At 47.9% G+C, this 19,963-nt stretch carries 19 protein-coding genes, 3 tRNA genes and 1 pseudogene; 16 read left to right on the forward strand and 7 right to left on the reverse strand.

Going from position 1 to position 19,963, the window contains the following annotated elements:
* The first annotated feature begins 99 nt into the window (after positions 1–99).
* Both FAH66_RS06290 and parE read left to right on the forward strand, forming a co-directional pair.
* Entirely contained in the window at positions 100–636 is a 537-nt protein-coding gene (locus FAH66_RS06290) for an RNA pyrophosphohydrolase (protein WP_004520487.1), read from the forward strand.
* A 68-nt stretch (positions 637–704) separates the two neighbouring features.
* Positions 705–2,690, forward strand: a complete 1,986-nt coding sequence (gene parE, locus FAH66_RS06295) for a DNA topoisomerase IV subunit B (RefSeq protein WP_137041061.1) — start codon at positions 705–707, stop codon at positions 2,688–2,690.
* Positions 2,691–2,886: 196 nt separating this feature from the next.
* Here the strand turns inward: parE and FAH66_RS06300 are convergent.
* The 4 genes from FAH66_RS06300 to FAH66_RS06315 form a co-directional block, all read right to left on the reverse strand.
* A tRNA-Asp gene (locus FAH66_RS06300) sits at positions 2,887–2,963 on the reverse strand.
* Positions 2,964–2,995: 32 nt separating this feature from the next.
* Positions 2,996–3,071 (reverse strand) — tRNA-Val (locus FAH66_RS06305).
* 125 nt (positions 3,072–3,196) lie between these two features.
* Positions 3,197–3,790, reverse strand: coding sequence for a GTP cyclohydrolase II (gene ribA / locus FAH66_RS06310; protein ID WP_003685106.1), 594 nt, complete (start codon positions 3,788–3,790; stop codon positions 3,197–3,199).
* On the reverse strand, positions 3,783–4,448 hold the full coding sequence (locus tag FAH66_RS06315) for a hypothetical protein (RefSeq protein WP_167480320.1): 666 nt from the start codon (positions 4,446–4,448) through the stop codon (positions 3,783–3,785). The genes ribA and FAH66_RS06315 overlap by 8 nt, the downstream gene beginning before the upstream one ends.
* Before the next feature lie 161 nt (positions 4,449–4,609).
* On the opposite strand from FAH66_RS06315, the gene FAH66_RS06320 reads away from it, so the two are divergent.
* The 13 genes and pseudogenes from FAH66_RS06320 (at position 4,610) to FAH66_RS06380 (ending at position 15,568) form a co-directional block, all read left to right on the forward strand.
* A tRNA-Leu gene (locus FAH66_RS06320) sits at positions 4,610–4,694 on the forward strand.
* Between the two features lie 197 nt (positions 4,695–4,891).
* Positions 4,892–6,133, forward strand: coding sequence for a tyrosine-type recombinase/integrase (locus FAH66_RS06325; RefSeq protein WP_137041063.1), 1,242 nt, complete (start codon positions 4,892–4,894; stop codon positions 6,131–6,133).
* 373 nt (positions 6,134–6,506) lie between these two features.
* Positions 6,507–7,382, forward strand: coding sequence for a hypothetical protein (locus FAH66_RS06330; protein WP_137041064.1), 876 nt, complete (start codon positions 6,507–6,509; stop codon positions 7,380–7,382).
* Positions 7,383–7,557: 175 nt separating this feature from the next.
* Entirely contained in the window at positions 7,558–7,761 is a 204-nt protein-coding gene (locus FAH66_RS06335) for a helix-turn-helix transcriptional regulator (RefSeq protein ID WP_107738008.1), read from the forward strand.
* Positions 7,762–7,874: 113 nt separating this feature from the next.
* Positions 7,875–8,112: pseudogene (locus FAH66_RS11220) on the forward strand (helix-turn-helix domain-containing protein).
* A gap of 16 nt (positions 8,113–8,128) precedes the next feature.
* Positions 8,129–8,827 carry a hypothetical protein gene (locus tag FAH66_RS06345; protein ID WP_137041065.1) on the forward strand — a complete coding sequence of 233 codons (699 nt, stop codon included), beginning with the start codon at positions 8,129–8,131 and terminating at the stop codon, positions 8,825–8,827.
* A gap of 67 nt (positions 8,828–8,894) precedes the next feature.
* On the forward strand, positions 8,895–9,455 hold the full coding sequence (locus FAH66_RS06350) for a terminase small subunit (protein WP_137041066.1): 561 nt from the start codon (positions 8,895–8,897) through the stop codon (positions 9,453–9,455).
* Between the two features lie 287 nt (positions 9,456–9,742).
* Positions 9,743–10,081 (forward strand): hypothetical protein, encoded by a 339-nt coding sequence (locus FAH66_RS06355; RefSeq protein ID WP_137041067.1) that lies wholly within the window; start codon positions 9,743–9,745, stop codon positions 10,079–10,081.
* 142 nt (positions 10,082–10,223) lie between these two features.
* The gene (locus FAH66_RS06360) at positions 10,224–10,439 is read left to right on the forward strand and encodes a hypothetical protein (protein WP_049351938.1); all 216 of its coding nucleotides are present in this window, start codon (positions 10,224–10,226) and stop codon (positions 10,437–10,439) included.
* Entirely contained in the window at positions 10,436–10,621 is a 186-nt protein-coding gene (locus tag FAH66_RS06365; protein WP_137041068.1) for a polyribonucleotide nucleotidyltransferase, read from the forward strand. Before FAH66_RS06360 ends, FAH66_RS06365 begins: the two co-directional genes overlap by 4 nt.
* Positions 10,618–11,718: a DUF7146 domain-containing protein gene (locus FAH66_RS06370; protein ID WP_137041069.1), complete on the forward strand. Its 1,101-nt coding sequence runs from the start codon at positions 10,618–10,620 to the stop codon at positions 11,716–11,718. Before FAH66_RS06365 ends, FAH66_RS06370 begins: the two co-directional genes overlap by 4 nt.
* Complete coding sequence (locus FAH66_RS06375; protein ID WP_137041070.1) at positions 11,715–13,460, forward strand: DUF927 domain-containing protein; 1,746 nt, start codon at positions 11,715–11,717, stop codon at positions 13,458–13,460. The genes FAH66_RS06370 and FAH66_RS06375 overlap by 4 nt, the downstream gene beginning before the upstream one ends.
* 767 nt (positions 13,461–14,227) lie before the next feature.
* Positions 14,228–15,568: a DUF2868 domain-containing protein gene (locus tag FAH66_RS06380; RefSeq protein ID WP_137041071.1), complete on the forward strand. Its 1,341-nt coding sequence runs from the start codon at positions 14,228–14,230 to the stop codon at positions 15,566–15,568.
* Positions 15,569–15,641: 73 nt separating this feature from the next.
* Here FAH66_RS06380 and FAH66_RS06385 read toward each other — a convergent pair whose 3' ends face one another.
* The 3 genes from FAH66_RS06385 to grpE form a co-directional block, all read right to left on the reverse strand.
* The gene (locus FAH66_RS06385; protein ID WP_003684970.1) at positions 15,642–15,860 is read right to left on the reverse strand and encodes a hypothetical protein; all 219 of its coding nucleotides are present in this window, start codon (positions 15,858–15,860) and stop codon (positions 15,642–15,644) included.
* A 267-nt stretch (positions 15,861–16,127) separates the two neighbouring features.
* Entirely contained in the window at positions 16,128–18,056 is a 1,929-nt protein-coding gene (gene dnaK, locus FAH66_RS06390; RefSeq protein WP_063076263.1) for a molecular chaperone DnaK, read from the reverse strand.
* A 300-nt stretch (positions 18,057–18,356) separates the two neighbouring features.
* The gene (gene grpE, locus FAH66_RS06395; RefSeq protein ID WP_049352744.1) at positions 18,357–18,929 is read right to left on the reverse strand and encodes a nucleotide exchange factor GrpE; all 573 of its coding nucleotides are present in this window, start codon (positions 18,927–18,929) and stop codon (positions 18,357–18,359) included.
* A gap of 150 nt (positions 18,930–19,079) precedes the next feature.
* On the opposite strand from grpE, the gene cysE reads away from it, so the two are divergent.
* Positions 19,080–19,898, forward strand: coding sequence for a serine O-acetyltransferase (gene cysE, locus FAH66_RS06400; protein ID WP_049329088.1), 819 nt, complete (start codon positions 19,080–19,082; stop codon positions 19,896–19,898).
* Positions 19,899–19,963: the final 65 nt, after the last annotated feature.

The raw sequence follows: 19,963 nt of genomic DNA on the forward strand, positions 1-19,963 counted from the left end.
CAGTTTCATGCCGTCTGGAAAAAACTGTGGGCTTATTCAGACGGCCTCAAGATTTGTCAAAACCGCCCAATTTGTGGGAAAATTGCACGATTGAATTTAATGAAGGGCGACACCGTGTTAGACAGAGAAGGCTATCGCCCCAATGTCGGTATTATCCTGATTAACGAACGTAACGAAGTCTTTTGGGGCAAACGCGTACGCGAACATTCATGGCAGTTTCCGCAAGGCGGCATCAAGCCGGGTGAAAGTCCTGAGACCGCCATGTACCGCGAATTGTACGAAGAAGTCGGCCTGTTGCCGCAACACATCAAAATCGTTGGCCGTACGCGCGACTGGTTGCGTTATGACGTTCCCAGTCATTGGGTGCGCCGTGAATGGCGCGGTTCGTATCGCGGACAAAAACAGATTTGGTATCTTTTGCGCTTGGTCGGCCGCGACAGCGACGTCAACCTCCGCGCCTGCCATCATCCTGAATTTGACGGCTGGCGCTGGCACCAATACTGGGCGCCGGTTGACGAAGTCATCGACTTCAAGCGCGGCGTGTATTTGGACGCATTGACCGAACTCTCCCGTTTCTTGCGCGGCATAGAAAGCTATGAAGACTTTATCCGTCGCAATCCAATAGAAAACCTATAACCCAAACGCTTTCAGGTCGTCTGAAAGCGTTGTTTTTCATCCTTTCAGACGGCCTTTACATTATTCCTATGGCTAAAAACAATCAATACAGCGAATCCAGCATTACCGTCCTCAAAGGCTTGGAGCCGGTCAAAGAACGTCCCGGCATGTACACCCGTACCGATAGCCCGACCCATATCTGTCAGGAAGTCATCGACAACGCGGCGGACGAGGCGTTGGGCGGCTTCGCCACTGAAATCGACGTACGCATCCACGACGACGGTTCGCTTTCCGTACACGACAACGGACGCGGCATTCCCGTCGGGCTGCACCCTGTCGAAGGCGTGCCCGTGGTTGAACTCGTGTTTACCCGTCTGCACGCAGGCGGCAAGTTCAACAAAAAAGACGGTGGCAGCGCGTATGCCTTTTCAGGCGGCCTGCACGGCGTGGGCGTGTCCGTCACCAACGCCCTCTCCACCCGCCTTGAGGTAACCGTCAAACGCGAAGGCAAAATCCACCGCATCGTGTTTGCCGGCGGCGACGTGGTCGAACCGTTGGCGGAAGTGGGCAAATGCGCCGTCAAAGACAGCGGCACCGAAGTACGCGTCTGGCCGGACGGCAAATATTTTGAAAGCCCGAATTACAGCATTCCCGAACTCGAACGCCTGCTGCGCGCTAAGGCCGTGCTACTGCCGGGCGTGCGCGTTTCCCTGACCCGCCCGGTCAAAGGCGAAGACGAAGCGCACACCCAAACTTGGCATTACCCCGACGGTCTGAAAAGCTATCTGACCGACCTGATTGCCGACGCGCAGGAAGCCGTACCGCTGTTTTCCTGCGAAAACTACATTTCAGACGACCACAACGGCGATTTCAGCATCGGCGAAGGTGCTGCGTTTGCCCTGACTTGGCTGGAAGAAGGCTCGTGCGCCAACGAAAGCTACGTCAACCTCATCCCCACCCCGCTGGGCGGCACGCACGAAGCAGGCTTGAAACAAGCCGTGTTCAACGCCGTCAACAACTTCATCAACCTGCACAACCTCTTACCGCGCGGCGTGAAAGTGCAAAGCGACGACGTGTTCGGCAAAACCGCCTTCGTCCTCTCCGCCCGTGTCCTCGATCCGCAATTTCAAGGTCAGACCAAAGACAAACTGACCAACCGCGACGCGCTGAAACTCGTTGCCGCCGTATCGGGTGATCCTTTGGAATTGTGGCTGAACCAAAACGTGGACTTCGGCAAAAAAATCGCCGAACTCGCCATCCGTCAGGCACAAGCGCGGATGCGTTCGGTTAAAAAAATCGAAAAGAAAAAAGGCAGCGGTGTCGCCGTCCTGCCCGGCAAACTGACCGACTGCGAAAGCGAAGACATCCGTGAAAACGAACTCTTCCTCGTCGAAGGCGACTCCGCCGGCGGCTCCGCCAAACTCGCCCGCGACAAAGCCACCCAAGCCATCCTGCCCCTGCGCGGCAAAGTGCTCAACAGCTTCGAAGTCCACCCCGACCAACTCTTCGGCAACGCCGAAATCCACGACATTTCCGTCGCCATCGGCGTCGATCCGCACGGCATCAACGACAATCCCGACTTAAGCGGCCTGCGCTACGGCAAAATCGCCATCCTGTCCGATGCCGACGTGGACGGCTCTCATATTCAAGTTTTACTGCTGACCCTGTTCTACCGCCACTTCCCGAAACTGGTCGCCGACGGACACATCTACGTCGCCCAGCCGCCGCTGTTCCGCGTCGATGTCAACGCACAAGGCAAAAGCAAACCCGCCCGCAAATTCTACGCCCTCGACCAAAACGAACTCGACAGCATCTTGGAGCGGCTGCAAAAAGAAGGCGTCAAAGAAACCGCCTATTCCATCAGCCGTTTCAAAGGCTTAGGCGAGATGAACCCCGACCAGCTCAAAGACACCACCATGCACCCCGACACCCGCCGCCTGTTGCAGGTACAAATCCCCGAAGGCGCGGATGACGAAACACGCGACATCTTCGTCAAACTGATGGGCAAAGGCGAAGCCGCTGCCCGCCGCGCATGGATGGAAAAAGAAGGTGATACGGCAGAATTGGATATTTAATCCATTGTTTCAATAGACTAAAGGCCGTCTGAAACTTTAAAAGTTTCAGACGGCCTTTTTTTAAAATCATCAGAAATTAAGGTTAAACAGTATTTAACTTTCAATATCCTGTTACTTACCTGTTTCTATTTTTGCCACTTAATTGTATCTTTAAGACAAATAAAAAGCACTGATATAATCAGTGCTTTTTAAATAATGGCGCGGCGGACGGGGCTCGAACCCGCGACCCCCGGCGTGACAGGCCGGTACTCTAACCAACTGAGCTACCACCGCGCATCCATTGTCAGGGACAATGAAAGGAAACTTGGTGGGTGATGACGGAGTCGAACCGCCGACATTCTGCTTGTAAGGCAGACGCTCTACCAACTGAGCTAATCACCCGATAAGCCGACATTAAATCAAAAAATCAGACCATGCGCAAGGTTTTTATTTAAATAAAAATATATCTCATTGAAAGAATATAGAATATTTTATTTAACCGCAAACAACACTGTTATGCCTATCCATTAATCGAAAATCAAATGTCCCAATTTATCCGCTTTAGTATGCAGATAACGTTCATTTTCCACATTTTCGCCGACATGTAATGCAATCCGTTCGACCACATTAATGCCGGAATCTTTCAACGTTTGGATTTTTTCAGGATTATTGGTCAACAACCTAACTTCACGAATATGCAGATAATCATAAATCTGCTTGGCCAAAGTGAAGTCGCGAGCATCAACAGGAAGGCCAAGCGCTACATTAGCCTCAACCGTATCCAAACCTTGATCTTGCAGACGATACGCACGGATTTTGTTTATCAAACCAATGCCCCTGCCTTCTTGGCGCAAATATACGATAACGCCACGCCCTTCTTTCTGAACAGCCTGCATCGCCGCTTGCAACTGAGGACCGCAATCACATTTTACCGAAAATAAAGCATCGCCGGTCAAGCACTCGGAATGAATACGCGACAACACAGGCAGGCCGTCTGAAACATCGCCCATTGTCAATGCGACATGTTCCTGACCGCCCTCTTCTTCAAAGCCGTGCATGGTAAATTCGCCCCATTCCGTAGGCAAACGGCATGACGCAACAAACTTTAAGGCGTTACTCATTTTCCGCTTCCTCGTTTTCAGCCACGCCCAACAGATTTTTCAAAGAATCCGACAGAGCCAAGGCAAGGGCAATCCAAGCCACCAATACTTCGTCAGGCGCGCCGTCTTTGACATCAAACTCAGCATGTACCACACCCAAAACCGCACCGCTGGGCATACAGACAGGAACAGAAATCTGACTCAAACCGGGATGATTGCGTTCGGTCGACAATTCACCAATTTCCTGCCAATACGCCACATTCTGACAAACATTCATCCAACCGCTTTGCGCCGTACGCACAGCCAAAAAAGCCTGTCCGGCCTGCTCGTCGATTGGAATCACATTTTCCAATGGCATGCCCCAACGGCTCAGTCGAACCAGCGACAACGCGCCATCTTTCGGAAATGCTGTATAAACCGCTGCGCTTTTCAAATGCTCAGTGCGCTCGGCAACTGAATCCAAAGCCATAAAAATCTGTTTCAGCAACAATTCATGTTCGGCATCAACATAATCCGCCAACTGCCAACCGTCTTCAGACGGCCACAAAATCGAACGCTCAACCGAAGCATTGCCCATTTTAATCACAGTCTGGGCAGTCAAATAAGCAACATGTATCTCATCCGCCGGCAACTTCAAACCTTGCGTCTGCAAAAAATCTTTAATCAATAAAGCAGGCATCTGCCCTTCCTCACCAATAGTAAAGTTGAGGCCGTCTGAAAACAAACCCTGCTTTCAGACGGCCGGAATAAAACATTATATAAGGGATAAACCGAAAAATTCAAGCAAACAAGACTTTGCGCCCCCATTAATCTTGTGTATAATCCACGATTCAAATTAGTGCGGACGTGGCGAAATTGGTAGACGCACCAGATTTAGGTTCTGGCGCCGCAAGGTGTGAGAGTTCGAGTCTCTCCGTCCGCACCACTCAACCCCTTTCAGGGGTTATTTTTTTGTCTAATCAAATCTAACACAGTAATCAAGATTCAATACTGGCAAGGCTTTCAGGTCAATATACCCCTTGCCAAGTGTCTAAATACCCCCAATGCCATATAATTGAATAAAGCAAAAGATGGGGGTATGATTCGGGGAATCTATCAATACCCCCTAAAAACATACCCCCAATGCCCCTGAACGACCGCCAAATCAAAGCTGCCAAGCCGTCTGATACTGGAAAGAAAGCCAAGTTATTTGACGGGGGCGGCCTATATCTTGAAGTTACCCCAGCGGGCGGAAAAGTATTCCGCCTGAAATACCGTTTCGCCGGTAAAGAGAAAACACTCACTATCGGGAAATATCCTGCTTTCTCATTGGTAGAAGCCCGCCAAGCCGCCGAAAACGCCCGCCGCATGATTGCACAAGGGCAAGACCCCAGCAAAGCCAAACAGGAAGCCAAAGCAGCCCAACAAGCCGCCTTGTTAAATACTTTTGAGCATTTAGCCAAGCAATGGCACAAGGACAATTTGCCACGCTGGAAAGAACATCACGCAGAGCGGATCATGCGTTATTTAGAAAATGACGTTTTCCCAGTCATTGGAGAAATGCCCGTTAATGAAATCAAGGTAATCCATATCAAGAACCTGCTAGATGACATTATGACAAGGGGCGTTACTGATACCGCCGATAAAATCAGGGGCTGGATCGGGGCGGTTTTTGATTATTCTGCCATGTTGGAAATATCAGAAAACAACCCCGCCCGCCTGTTGAAAAATCACATTCCTAATTTACCCACCAAACACAAGCCCGCCCTACCCCGTGAAGAATTGCCGGAGTTTTACCGCCGCCTGATACTGGCAAACAATATAGAGCGGCAAAACAAAATTGCCATCATGCTGGTTATGCTGGTGTTTGTGAGAAATAACGAATTACGCGGCGGCCAATGGCAAGAAGTGGACTTTAAAAACAAGCGTTGGATTATCCCCGCCGAAAGAATGAAGCACGAAAAGATGAAGCCAAAGCCCGCTTTATGTGTTCCTCTTTCTGATTGGGCGATAGAGCTACTTCAAGAGTTACACACCCTGACAGGGCATAGCCGGTTTATGTTTCCAAGTAGAACCAACGTAAACCGCCATATCAGCGAGAACACGCTAGGCAAGATCATTAACGAGAAACTAGGCTATAAAGGCAGAGCAACGCCGCATGGCTTCAGAGCAGTAGCAAGTAGTCTGCTTTATGAGAACAACTTTAACGGGGGCGCAATCGAAATACAGCTTGCCCACGTTGAAGAAAACAAGATAAAGGATTCATACGCCTACCAAGCCGATTATATGCCCCAGCGTATCGAGTTTATGCAATGGTATAGCGACTATTTGCGGGAGCGATACAACCAGGCATTACAGATGATTCAAAAAGACAAGGCAGATTAAAAATTCCCTATGCGCGTGAGTAAATATACTGGTTACACTGGTTACCACAAAATTTAACAAATATAACTATATGAATATAAATATAAATACAAAGAAAAAGCGGTAACCAGTTAACGTAAATTTACTGGTTACCAACTGGTTACCACTGGTTACCATTTTATACAGAAAGAAATTAACCCTATGAAATACAGTGCATTAGATGTTTTGCTTTCGTTTGACCGCCTGGACGTTGGAAACATAGAGCTTGAGACACCGGCACGGATCAACACGAAACGGCAGCCGGTAGATTTGAGTATAGAGGCGTGAAGCTTTTAAACCCTTTTAAGAATGTTTGAAATAGTCGCCCACACATTACACCGATGGAGCAAAGAAAATGATTGATAAATCAGATTATGTAGAGTTTTTAGGCTGTCTTGATAATATCATTAGGGTGTCTGGTATATCTTTTAGAAAAGACTTAGACGGAGAAGAAATTAATACAGAAGAAGCCCTATTTGCTGTACTTTTAGAAGAAGCTAAGAAATTTGATAAATTTTGGCGTGAAATCATAGAATGTAAGGTTTTTAAACACTTTGGGGAACTTCCACATTTTAAAATTTATCATAAAAAAGCAGTCAAATTTTGGAAAACAGAACATCAAAATAAAGGGAAATCGCTTGAAGAATTTATAAGGGATTTAGCTAATGAATGGTTTGCACATCCTACCGATTCACGAGGTAGGAATTGGCGTTATGTAAATCTGCTAGATTGCCAGTGGTTTGATGGAATGTCTGCTAGAACGGTTTTAAGTTCAATTCTAGTGATGGCACAGAATGAATTTGAACCAACCATAACAACAGCCGAAGCGAAGAGAGCAGCCAAATATCTGCAAAAACATCAAATAGAGTTATTAAAACAACGAGATATACTGAAACGTTATTTACAACAACAAGGAATTACCGGGTCAGGCATTGGGATTTTAAGGAGGCTGAAAGAACAATACCTACAACAAGAAGAAAATGAAGCAGAGGAATATTTAATTGCCCCTAATTTGTTAGAGATTGTATTAAAGCAACAAGACACAAAAAACGTTACAGCAAAACGAGTTACAGGCAGCCTGCTTAAACTGGATAAGCATTTAAGTTCACGGTCACCAGTTTCTGCAATAACTGAATTAGCCAACTTAATGAATGACGAGTTAGTTTCAGATGATACTATTAACAGATACATCAAATCGCTTAAAGCAATTAGAAATGAACTAAATAAGTAACCGCAAATTTTCATGTTCCCCGTATGAAATATGCGGAGCAAGTTTTAGTCTTAAATTATAGTTATATGCACAGCAAAAATTCAATACGACATTGTAATTTTTGCCGATACAGCCGCCCACAGAGGCGGCTATTATTTTACCTGTCATATAACCCCGACTAAGAAAGGCAAAGCATATGAATACTGTATTACGAGTAAACGATACCGCCCGCGTTATGGGCGTTTCACGAGCGACTATCTGGAATTGGGCAAACCCTAAGAGCCGCCATCACCGCCCTGATTTTCCTAAGCCTATCAAACTTTCAGACAACATTACTGGCTGGCTTTCCAGTGAGATTGAAGAGTATCTCAACAAACTGGCCGCCAAACGTGAAGAGTAGGAGTTTTCTGAGCAATACGCGCACGCGCGAAGAATCAGCGGGAATCTATCCCTTTAGACAAAATAAAACCGCCTGAATAGAGGGCTATTCAGACGGCACGGAGGAAAAATCTGATGAAAACTGATTATACCAACCACAAGCCTAAAACGCCAAGCCAAAGAGAGCGCATTTTAGCCCGATTGAGAAAAGGGAGCGTTACATCATGAGCTGGCACAGATGGGCATACTTGGCTATAACTCACGCATTATGGAGCTTCGCAGAGCGGGGCATGAAATCATAACCGTGATGGAAGAAGTAACAAACCAATTCGGCGAAACCGTGAAGCGTGGACGGTTTGTATTAATCAATTAAATCAGGAGCTTTAGATATGAATATTGAATTTATCAAAACAGCCTTTGAGACCCGTCAAAAGTTACTAAAAGAAGAAGAGGACAAATGCAGTGAACTGACCGCCCAAATTGAAGCGGCGGAAGCCGGTGTTTCAGAGGCGGAAGCGGTAATCAATGAATTTGCGGGGCTGAGAAGCAAGCGCAAAGGCATATTTGCCAATTTATTGAAAATGGGCAAACCCACAAACACCGAAGAAGCCAAAGAGCTTGATTCAGAGATTGCCGCCAAACGAGAAGAGGCAGACCGCGCCGCCGATGTGCTAGAAGTACAAAAAGAACTGTTGGAAAGCCTGTTTAGTGACCGCCGCCAACATCTGAACCGCATTTCAGAGCTTCGCAATTTGCTGGCCGTTTCCCGCTATGAAATGTTTATTGCCGGTATTGAAGAGACCCACTTGCCTGAATATTTGGAGGCCGCCCGCGCCTATGCCAAAGCCGCCGCGAAACTGGCAGGAATCGGTAAGGCCGCCGTTGAAATGAGAACGAGTCTTCATGAAAACGGTTTGCGGCCTGATTGTCCGACCTATGGGGAATCTATGCCGAATCGAATCATTGATTTACGTTTGCCCGGCTTCTTCAACATGATGGACTACACGGGCGGAAATGAAAACGCTATTTTCGACATCACAGAAGACATGGAGAAAGAAAAAGAAGCGGTTTCCAATAGCTTGAAGTAGCAACACCCAAACAGCCGCCTAAAAGCAGAAAAAAGCTATTGGGCGGCTTTTTGAAAGGAGTAAGGACATGACACCAAAGCAAGAACAATTTGCCCGCCTGTATGTAGAAACGGGTAATGCAAGCGAAGCATACCGGCAAGCCTACAACGCCGACAACATGAAGCCCGAAACGGTAACGAATGAAGCCTATAAGCTGCTTCAAGACCCCGATATTTCCGCGATGGTAGATGGCCTCAAGGCAGAGGCACGGCAACGCCATGCGGTAACGGTGGACGATCTGTTACACGAACTGGAGCAGGCACGGGCGGCGGCACTGGCAGCCCCTACACCGCAAAGCAGCGCGGCAGTATCGGCCACGATGGGCAAGGCAAAAATGCTTGGCTTATTAGTGGATAAAGCGGAAATCAAGGCAGAGGCGGAAATACAGGAAAAGCCGAAAAGTTATGTATCTTCGATTGTGGAATCACTCACAGAGGAAGAGAAAAAGGCAATTTTGGACTTAGCCCTTAAGACACATAGGGGCAAATGGGAGGCGGTAACACTTGCAGACATTGCCGCCGTTACAGGTAAGGACACTGACAAGACGTGCTATGCCGTCATTCTTATTACAGCATTGGACAGAATCTAATGTTAAATCGCCCAATCCTGTAAAAAACCATTTGACAGATTGAGCTTTGAGAAGCAGAATTAAGTCTCTCTCTAAAACAACTAGCCGAAATTCCGCACGGCTTGCGGGATTTTTTTATCGCCATTTTCTCTTATGGCGTTTGAAGCCTATTCACAGGCTTTGGACGGCATATCAAAGTTTATGGCGGTGTGTGGTAACGGTAACGGCCACGCCTGACTAGTTGCAGGAGAGAGCACCGCCCCCTTTTCGGGCATTCTCAAATCTCAAAACAACTAGGAGCATTTCAAATGCAATCTTCCATTTCTACCCAAATCCAAACCATTCAAAATCAAGCCCAAACGGTAACCATTCCTCGCGAGCTGGCAAACAACGCAGCAGACGCCTGCTTTTACGCAGACCGCGCCGCCGAAAACCTTGCCGCCATCCTAGACGCAGCCGAAATCCTGACCGATATGGCTATCGACCAACAAACCTTCTCTTTAACCGTCCGAAAACTCATCAAAGCCGCCAAGAACGAGGTAGAGACGCTGGCAGAGCTTCACCCTTTCAGCCTGTTTGAAACGGCAGCGAATTTGAATGACGAAATCTCCAGCCAAATCCACAGCCAAACACGCGGCGCGAAATAAACCCCAAACCCCGTAAAACCTAAACCGCCATGCCGCCTATTTCAGACGGCATAGGGCAAACTTCGCCCCAGTGTTTTCATAACATATTGATTTTATTAGATTCGTGTTTTGAAATACTGGAGGCAGAGCAAAGGATAAAACCATGAAACAGACCAATAAATCCGACCGTTTCCGCCGGTATCTTAACCGCGCCTTGCTGGTGTTTTGGGTGTTGCTTTTGGCTTTGGTAGTCCGAGCCTGTAACCAGCCCGCCCACGCCGACACGGAGCAACTAGAGCAGGAAACGCCCGCGATATGGGAAACAGACCCAACCGCCGGAATTGTTTTAGAGCCAGTATCAGAGGAGGCAGAGCAATGAAAACCATCACGGAGAAACTGGCAAACCAACTAAACAGCAAAGAAAAGGCAATCGCAGCGGTGGACGTTGTAAGCACTATCTTGCTGATTGTGAATGACGGAGCAAGCCAAAAAAAGGCGATTCATACCGTATCAGCCATAGCCCGCGAAGCTATGGACAGATTCGAGGAGGTAGGAAAATGAAACCGACATGCAAAGAAATCAGAGCCGCCGCGCAATACCGCTGGCAGGAAATCCACGCCGCTATCGGCATAGACCCGCGATACCTGAAAAACAAACACCAGCCCTGCCCCGCGTGTGGAGGGAAAGACCGTTTCAGATATGACGACAAAGACGGAAACGGCACATTCATTTGCAGCCATTACAACAACGGCGCGGGCGATGGTTTAGGCTTGGTAATGCACTATTTGCAATGCGACTTTCAGACGGCCTTAAAGCAGGTTTCAGGCGTTTTAGGCATGGACAATACAGACCCCTTGCCGATACCGCCAAAACGCCCACAAGCGCAGCCACGCCCCGAAAAAGACCAAATCGAGAAACTGGCCGCATTATGGAGAAGCACAGAACCTATCCGCCCTGATTCCCCTGTTATCCAGTATCTGAAATCACGCGGTTTGGACATGGCGCATTTACCCGAAAACGTCCGTTTTCTACCTGAAAAAGACTATTGGACAACAGGAGAAGATAAGCCGCTTTTGCTTGGCAGTTTCCCGTGTATGGTTTGCGCTATCCGCGATATGGACGAGGAGCTACAAGGCTTACACCTGACCTATTTACAGCCTAGCTATGACAAACCATGCGGAGAGGACGGACTACACGCCCCGCGCTATCAGAAACTGGCAATCAAACACCCTGGAACGGGCGAAGCATTACCGGCCAAGAAAATGCGAAACCGTAAGCAAGGCAGCATTTCAGGGCAAGCCGTCCACTTGTTCCCGATTCCTGAAAATGGCCGTCTTGTCATTGCAGAGGGAATAGAAACCGCCCTTGCCGCCCGTGAATTGTACAAGGCTTACGATTGGGGCTTATACGCGGCCTTGAGCGCAAACAGCATGGCAAATTTTCACTTTTTGAACGGTATAAAAGAAATTGCGATTATTGCCGATAACGACACGCCCCGCCCCGTTGGTTACAGAGCTGCTTATGACTTGGCAATGCGAGCCATTAAGCAGGGAATCAAGGCGAGCATATGGCAGAGTGAAACGCCAGGCTATGACGCACTGGACGAACTGAACGAGAAAAAGCGATCAGACAATCATTTCGGAGGACAGACAGCATGAAAAATACCGAAACAGCAAAGCAGGAAAGCACCAAAGACTACAACCTTGAGAATATCGAGCCATTCCGCCCGCGCCCTCACTTTGAAATCGACAATCGGGGCGTATGGTGGGTAAACGTTAGAACCGACAAAGACGGAGATATTATCGAAGCAGAGCCGCAATTCCTTTCTGACCCTATCGACATTATCGGCACGGGGCAGGACAACGACGGCGCGTATTATCGGATTATCAAGTTTAAAGACAAAATCACACGCCAACAAAAGACCGCCGCCCTGCCACAAGCGGAAATCGGCACAGTTCAAGGCTGGCAGCGTTTGCAGAGTTACGGATTAACCATCATGAGCGGGCGGGTAAAAAGGGAAAAGCTGGCAGACTATTTGCAGAAAGAGGGAAGCCCGGCAGCCTTTACCATTACCGACCGCGCCGGCTGGAACGGGGAAGCCTACATACTGGCAGGCGGGGAAGCCGTTAACGCAGACGGCACAAACATTCTATACAACGGAGACACCAGCCAAAAAGACGGTTACACAGAAAAAGGCAGCCTCAAGGAATGGCAGGAGCAGGCCGCGCGATACGCAGAAAACAATAGCCGCCTATGCCTGGCACTAGGTTTAAGCATGGCCGCGCCATTCTTGGCACTTTTGAACGAAGAGGGAGGCGGTTTCCATTTGGCGGGCGATTCATCAAGAGGCAAAACAACCGCCGCGCGGCTTGCCTTGAGCGTATGGGGCGACCCTGAAACCACTAAAGGAAATTGGGATACTACACCGCTTGGCTTGCAGAATTTAGCTTTAGCCCGTAATGATGGCTTGCTGGTGTTAGATGAAATCGGCCAAACAGCCGACCCGCGAAAAATCCCGCAAATGGTTTATAGCGTAATCAACGGCGTATCAAAAACACAAGGGGCGAAAGATGGCGGCAACCGTAGGCAGAAAACATGGCGCAATCTGATACTTTCAACCGGCGAAATAAACCCAGAGAGCTTGATAGGAGACCGCGCCCAATGGAAAGCGGGTAATCATGTTAGGTTACCTGATATACAGGCAATGGCAAGATACGGCATTTACGACACGTTGCACGGCTTCACAGATGGCGCAAAACTGTCGGAGCATATCAACCAAGCCACAGCCAAGCAGCGAGGAACAGCAGGGCGCGCCCTTATCCGTCAAATCCTCAAAGACGGAAAAGAAGCCGCCGCCCAAGCCGTAGAAGCCCGCCGCGACCAATTCCTTGAAGCCTTGCCGCCAATGGAAGGACAGGCGCGAAGAATTGCCCGCCGCTTTGCCCTCTTGGCCGCTGTCTTGGAATATGCCGCGCCTATTACCGGCATGAGACAAGGAGCAGGAGAGGCAGGAGTAAAGCAGTGTTTCAATGAATGGCTTGAAGAAAACGGCACAGGAAACCGCGAAGACCGCCGAATTATTGAGCAAGTAATCGCTTTCATGGACGTTAACGCCCTATCTATGCGCTTTTCAGACTGGAACGCCCAAACCACAAACCAAAATCACACAGGTTATCGGAAACAAGAGGGAAGCATAGATGAGTATTGGATAATCCCCGTAGTCTTTGAAGATGAAGTCTGTAAGGGATATAGCCCGCGTAAAGCGTGTGAAGTCCTACATGATCGCCAATGGTTAAAAAAAGCCGACAACGGCAGATGGCAACACCAGCGCAAACGCAACGGCGTTGCAAGCCGATTCTATGTTTTGATGGGAGAAGCCCCGCCCGACTTTGACGAATAACCAAGAGCAAGCCCGCTATTACCGATAATGGCGGGCTTTTTTACGTCTAAACATTCAGGCAGACCAACCAAGAAAGCATAAAATCGACAGGAAGCCTATAAATCTCAAAAATTAGAGCCATTCAACCCATTACCTATACCTACCCCTACCCAATCAACAAAACACGCTTACAGCGCAATTATGCCCTATTTCCGCCATATCTACCAAAAAGGCAAGCGAAGAATAAATAATTTCGATACCAATACGCGCGCGCGTAATAATGTAGTCCCTTGAATTTTGCGAGTCCATAAAAAGAAAGCAAAAAACGGCGGGTAACCACTTAACCGGCACTGGTAACCAATGACAAGGACATAACTGGTTACCGCATTATCGTTGATTTATAAGGATTTTTAGGGACTGGTAACCAGGTAACCAGAGTAACCAGTGCATTTTGTATATATATAGCGGTTTAAATTTGAGCGGGAAGCCGCCGGCCTACTCACTCAAATAACAACACGCCCCAAAAAAAGTTATAATAACCGGCATTAGACTGCTAAATAATTTTTTGACCTTTGCAAGATGGGGGGTTGTTTGGGGGTATATTTGCATTGCTTGATTATTTTCATAATATAAAACAATGCATTAATCCTTTAGTTCGAGTCTCTCCGTCACTCAAAATGAGCAGCTTTCGGGCTGCTTTTTTTACATCTATTCCACTATACACCCATTCAAAATCGAAACTGCTTTTACAGCTGTTTCCATTGTATCTTTCAGACGGCCTATCATTTATGTTGAATCCATCGCAAAAACTTGTCGAATTGGTCCGTATCCTTGAAGAACGTGCCTATATTTTTCCGGGAGATCCTGTGCAGGCGACGGAAGCGTTGCAGCATATTGATGGCGGCAACGAGGAAAAACTGATACGCCGCGCCCAAATCATTGACCGCGACCAGCATTTAAAATATGTGTTGCAACAGGTGGAGACAGGCTCGTTTTGGCTTTGGATTGTTGCGGCGACATTGTTGTTTACGGTCGGTTTTTCCAGCACTTATCTTTTGATGGACAATCAGGGGCTGAACTTTTTTCTGGTCTTGGCCGGGATTTTGGGCATGAATACAATCATGATGCTGGTGTGGCTGGCGACTTTATTCCTGCGTTTGAAAAATGTGCACTTTATCAGCAGTCCGGCAACTTGGTTCCGAGGCAAAGATCCTGTCAATCAGGCAATTTTGCGGCTTTATGTGGATGAATGGCGCAAACCGCAAACGCGTTGGCTGATTGGTGCAACTTCGCACGGCCTATGGCTATACACGCTGTCGGGAATGTTGGTTTCTGTTTTGCTGCTGCTTTTGGTACGTCAATATACATTCAACTGGGAAAGCACGCTTTTAAGTAATACGGCATTGGTGAAAACGGTTGAGGCTTTGTCATGGCTGCCGGAACGTTTGGGCTTTCCTGTTCCCGACAGTCAGGCCGTAATTGCAGGCCGTCTGAACAATCATATCGAAGATGCACGCGCTTGGGCGGGTTTACTCATCGGCAGCATTATCTGTTATGGCATTCTGCCGCGCTTGCTTGCTTGGCTGGCTTGCAAGATTACTTTAAAAACCCTTCGCGAACGTTTGGATTTGAATCAGCCGTACTATCAAAACATCCTCCGCACATGGCAAACGAAAATTGTCGATGCCGATGATTTTCAGGAAAACATCATCCCTGTTTCATCTAAAATTACGCTGAATAATGCGCCCAAATGGGCAGTTACACTGGAAACGGAATGGCCTGAGCCGCTTTGGTTTTCCGGCGTTTTGGCACAAGAATGGATAAATAAAGGCGTGGCCGCCGGCAGAAAAGATTTGGAACAATTAGAAGCCGAATTGAAACAAACTCCGGCGCAACTTCTCATCGGCGTACGCACGCAAACTGTTCCCGACCGCGGCATTTTGCGTCAAATCAGCCGTTTGGCCGAAGCGACGGACGGCGGCGTTATCATTCAACTTTTGAATCAAGACAGTTTCTCTGAAGATTTGGATACCAAACTGGATTATTGGCGCGATGCGTTGGCAGAAAGAAACATTGCCTGGTTGGAGCCGACCCGTTTGGCACAAGAAAAACGGCAAAACTCTATTTGACAGATAAACCGAAGGCCGTCTGAAACCTGATGTTTGGGTTTCAGACGGCCTTATTTATTGTTGAGGATTCATCTTAATGATGGTCGTGGCGATGCTCTTGATGATGTTTGGGCTTGGTTGCGTGGTGTTTGGCTTTAGGTGCAGGTTTTTTCATTTTTTGCGGTTTGGCTTTTTTGTGCATACGTTCTTGTTTCGGATGCATTTCGTATTTACCGTGTGCAGAAGCGACTGAAGCCAATACCAAACCGGCAGCAGCAACCATCAAAGAGGTCATTTGAATCAGTTTTTTCATATTTATCTTCTTTCAAGGGGTTGATTTGAGGTAAAAATAAGAATTTATTCGTACTCAAGCGATGGACAAATATTAATGGCTTTGACTGTCAGCTGCTGTCAGCACTCGGCGAAATCTATTCAAAATTCGGCAATAGAAGTATGGCAACACGATAATGTAGCAAGCTTTTGAAAGTTTACCGTCAATTTCAACAAAGCGTCTTTACACATTTCCCAAACGACAAAAAGCGCGAACCTTTCGATTCACGCTTTTTTCAGACGGCATCAATTATTTTTTGTCGTCTTTTACTTCTTCAAAGTCGGCATCTACGATGTCGTCGTCTTTCTTAGCAGAAGACTCGGCTTGTGCGCCCTCGCCTGCTTGCGCTTCGGCTTGTGCTTGAGCGTAAACCATTTCGCCCAATTTTTGGCTGGCTGCACCCAAAGCTTCGGCTTTGGCATCGATAGCGGCTTTGTCGTCGCCTTTAACTGCTTCTTCAGCTTCTTTCAACGCAGCTTCGATTTTTTCTTTCTCGGCAGCGTCGAGTTTGTCGCCGTAGTCAGTCAGAGATTTTTTCACAGAGTGAATCAGGGCTTCGGCTTGGTTGCGGGAAGCGACCAATTCAGTCAGTTTTTTATCTTCTTCAGCGTTGGCTTCGGCATCTTTCACCATGCGTTCGATTTCTTCTTCGCTCAAACCTGAAGAACCTTGGATGGTGATGTTGGCCGCTTTGCCGGTACCTTTGTCTTTGGCAGAAACGTGCAAGATACCGTTGGCATCGATGTCGAAAGTAACTTCAATTTGTGGCATACCGCGTGGTGCAGGTGCGATGTCGCCCAAATTGAACTGACCCAAAGATTTGTTGGCAGAAGCACGTTCGCGTTCGCCTTGCAGTACGTGGATGGTTACTGCGCTTTGGTTGTCTTCGGCAGTAGAGAACACTTGAGACGCTTTAGTCGGAATAGTAGTGTTCTTTTGAATCAGCTTGGTCATCACGCCGCCCATGGTTTCGATACCCAAAGACAGAGGAGTTACGTCCAGCAGCAATACGTCGCTACGGCCGCCGCTCAATACTTCGCCTTGAATCGCTGCACCTACGGCAACAGCTTCGTCAGGGTTCACGTCTTTACGAGGCTCTTTACCGAAGAAGGCTTTAACGGCTTCTTGTACTTTCGGCATACGGCTTTGACCGCCGACCAAAATCACGTCGTCAATGTCACTGGTGCTCAAGCCGGCATCTTTCAATGCGACTTTACAAGGCTCGATAGAACGTTGGATCAAGTCTTCAACCAGGCTTTCAAATTTGGCACGGGTAATTTTCATGGCCAAGTGTTTAGGACCTGTTGCGTCCATAGTGATGTATGGCAGGTTGATTTCAGTTTGCTGACCGCTGGACAATTCGATTTTGGCTTTTTCGGCAGCTTCTTTCAGACGTTGCAGAGCCATTACGTCTTGTTTCAAATCAATGCCTTGTTCTTTTTTGAACTCATCAATGATGTAGTCGATCAAGCGTTGGTCGAAGTCTTCACCGCCCAAGAAAGTATCGCCGTTGGTAGCCAATACTTCAAACTGTTTGTCGCCGTCGAGGTTGGCAATTTCGATGATAGAGATATCAAAAGTACCGCCACCCAAGTCATATACGGCTACTTTGCGGTCTTTGTTGTCGCCTTTGTCCATACCGAATGCCAAAGCGGCTGCGGTTGGTTCGTTGATGATACGTTTTACTTCCAAACCTGCGATGCGGCCTGCGTCTTTGGTGGCTTGACGTTGGCTGTCGTTGAAGTAGGCCGGAACGGTAATCACGGCTTCGGTTACTTTTTCGCCCAAGTAAGCTTCGGCGGCTTCTTTCATTTTACGCAGGACTTCTGCGGAAACTTGCGGCGGAGACAGCTCTTTGCCTTGCGCTTTCACCCATGCGTCGCCGTTGTTGGCCTTGATGATTTCGAAAGGCATGGATTCGATGTCGCGTTGAACTTCTTTGTCTTCAAATTTATGACCGATCAAACGTTTTACAGCGTAGATGGTGTTTTTAGCGTTGGTTACCGCTTGGCGTTTGGCGGGTGCGCCAACGAGGACTTCGCCACCGTCCAGATAAGCGATAACGGAAGGAGTGGTGCGTGCACCTTCTGCATTTTCGATCACTTTGGTTTGACCGTTTTCAGAAATGGCCAAACAAGAGTTAGTTGTACCTAAGTCAATACCGATTACTTTTGCCATATTATGTTGCTCCTAATAAACTTTTCTTAATTAATAATCCTGTGGAACATTTCGTTCCGATGGCTTGTAAATAAGGTTGCTTCATTTTTTTTCAAGGCTTAATTTGAATTTTTTTTCAAATTAAATTCAAGTACTTGATTTATTTATCCACAAGCCGTTTATTCTTTTTCCAGACGGCCGGCTTTAATTTTCCGATTCCGGTTTATCGGAATGATTTTCCAATAGCGGAACATCGGGCTTTGAAACCGGATAAGGCCGTCTGAAAATTTTATGCTTGATAAACTTTATCAAGCGGTGCCTTCAATCTTCTTTTTTCGCCACGACAACCATCGCAGGACGTAGGACGCGGTCGGATAATGTGTAGCCTTTTTTCATCACGCTGACGATGGTGTTCGGCTCTTGCTCGCTGACCACTGCCTGCATGGCTTGGTGGTAATGCGGGTCAAGTTTCTCGCCTGCCTGAGGATTGATTTCTTTAATATGGGTGGCATCAAACGCTTTTTGCAATTCGTTCAAAGTCATTTGCACGCCCATTTTCAAGGCATCGAAATTACCGCTTTGGTCGAGCAGCGCCATTTCAAGATAGTCTTTGACAGGCAGCATTTCGGCTGCAAATTTTTGTCCGGCGAATTTATGGGTATCGGCAATTTCTTGCTGATGGCGGCGGCGCAGGTTTTGCTCGTTTGCCAAACCGCGCAGCTCGCTGTCTTTGAGCTGACCTTCCAACTCGGCAATACGCGCCTGCAGATCTTCGTAAGTCGGCTCGGCTTGTACTTCGGCTTGTTCGGTTTCAACTGCTTCAGCAGTTTCTACGACTGCCGCTTCCTCGGCTTCGTTTTGGTGTTGTTCGTTACGATCCGTCATTTCTGACATCCTTTTAGAGTGTTAGCATTCAATGACCCATATATAAGGCCGTCTGAAAAAACTTCAAGCATTTGAACGTCGATTATCAAATGCCTTGTTAAAAGACGTTGGAAAACGGTAAGATAGCCACCTGATTTTATTCTTCAGACGGCCTCGAATATGAAAAAAGACCATTTGAATTCAACCGATTTTAATCTGTGGCACACCATCCGCGAAGAAACCGAAGCTGCAGCCGCGGCCGAACCGATGCTGGCAAGCTTCCTGCATCAAACCGTGTTGCGCCACGATTCGCTCGATTCGGTACTTGCCTACCATCTTTCCAGCAAGCTCGGCAGTCCGATTATGGATGTGCGCGCGCTGTTTGAAATCTATCAGCAGGCTTTGAGCGTGGACACCCGTATCAGCAAATGTGTTGAGGCCGACTTGAAAGCCATTTACGAGCGCGACCCGGCTTGTGATGAATATTCGCTGCCGCTTTTATATTTCAAAGGTTTCCATGCCGTACAGGCACACCGCATCAACCACTGGCTCTATCAAAACGGCCGTAAAACGCTGGCGTATTTCCTGCAAAACCGCATGTCGGAAGTCTTCGGTGTCGATATCCACCCGGCCGCCCGTTTCGGTCACGGCCTGATGCTCGACCATGCCACCGGTTTTGTGGCCGGCGAAACCGCCGTCTTGGGCAACAATATTTCCATCCTCCACGGCGTAACGCTGGGCGGTTCGGGCAAAGAAAGCGGCGACCGCCACCCGAAAATCGGCGATGGCGTGATGATTGGTGCGAATGCCTCAATTTTGGGCAACATCCGCATCGGCGAAAACGCCAAAATCGGCGCAGGCAGCGTGGTGGTTGCCGATGTACCGTCTTCGATTACCGTTGTCGGCGTACCGGCCAAACCGGTTGGCCGCTCGTCCAAAACCCCGTCTGCCGATATGGATCAAAACATTCAATTATCGACTACGGATTTTGTGATTTAAGCAATCTGCCATTTAAAAGGCCGTCTGAAAGATTTGTTCTTTCAGACGGCCTTTTATGATTTAAA

Source organism: Neisseria subflava (assembly GCF_005221305.1).
Classification (GTDB): domain Bacteria; phylum Pseudomonadota; class Gammaproteobacteria; order Burkholderiales; family Neisseriaceae; genus Neisseria; species Neisseria subflava.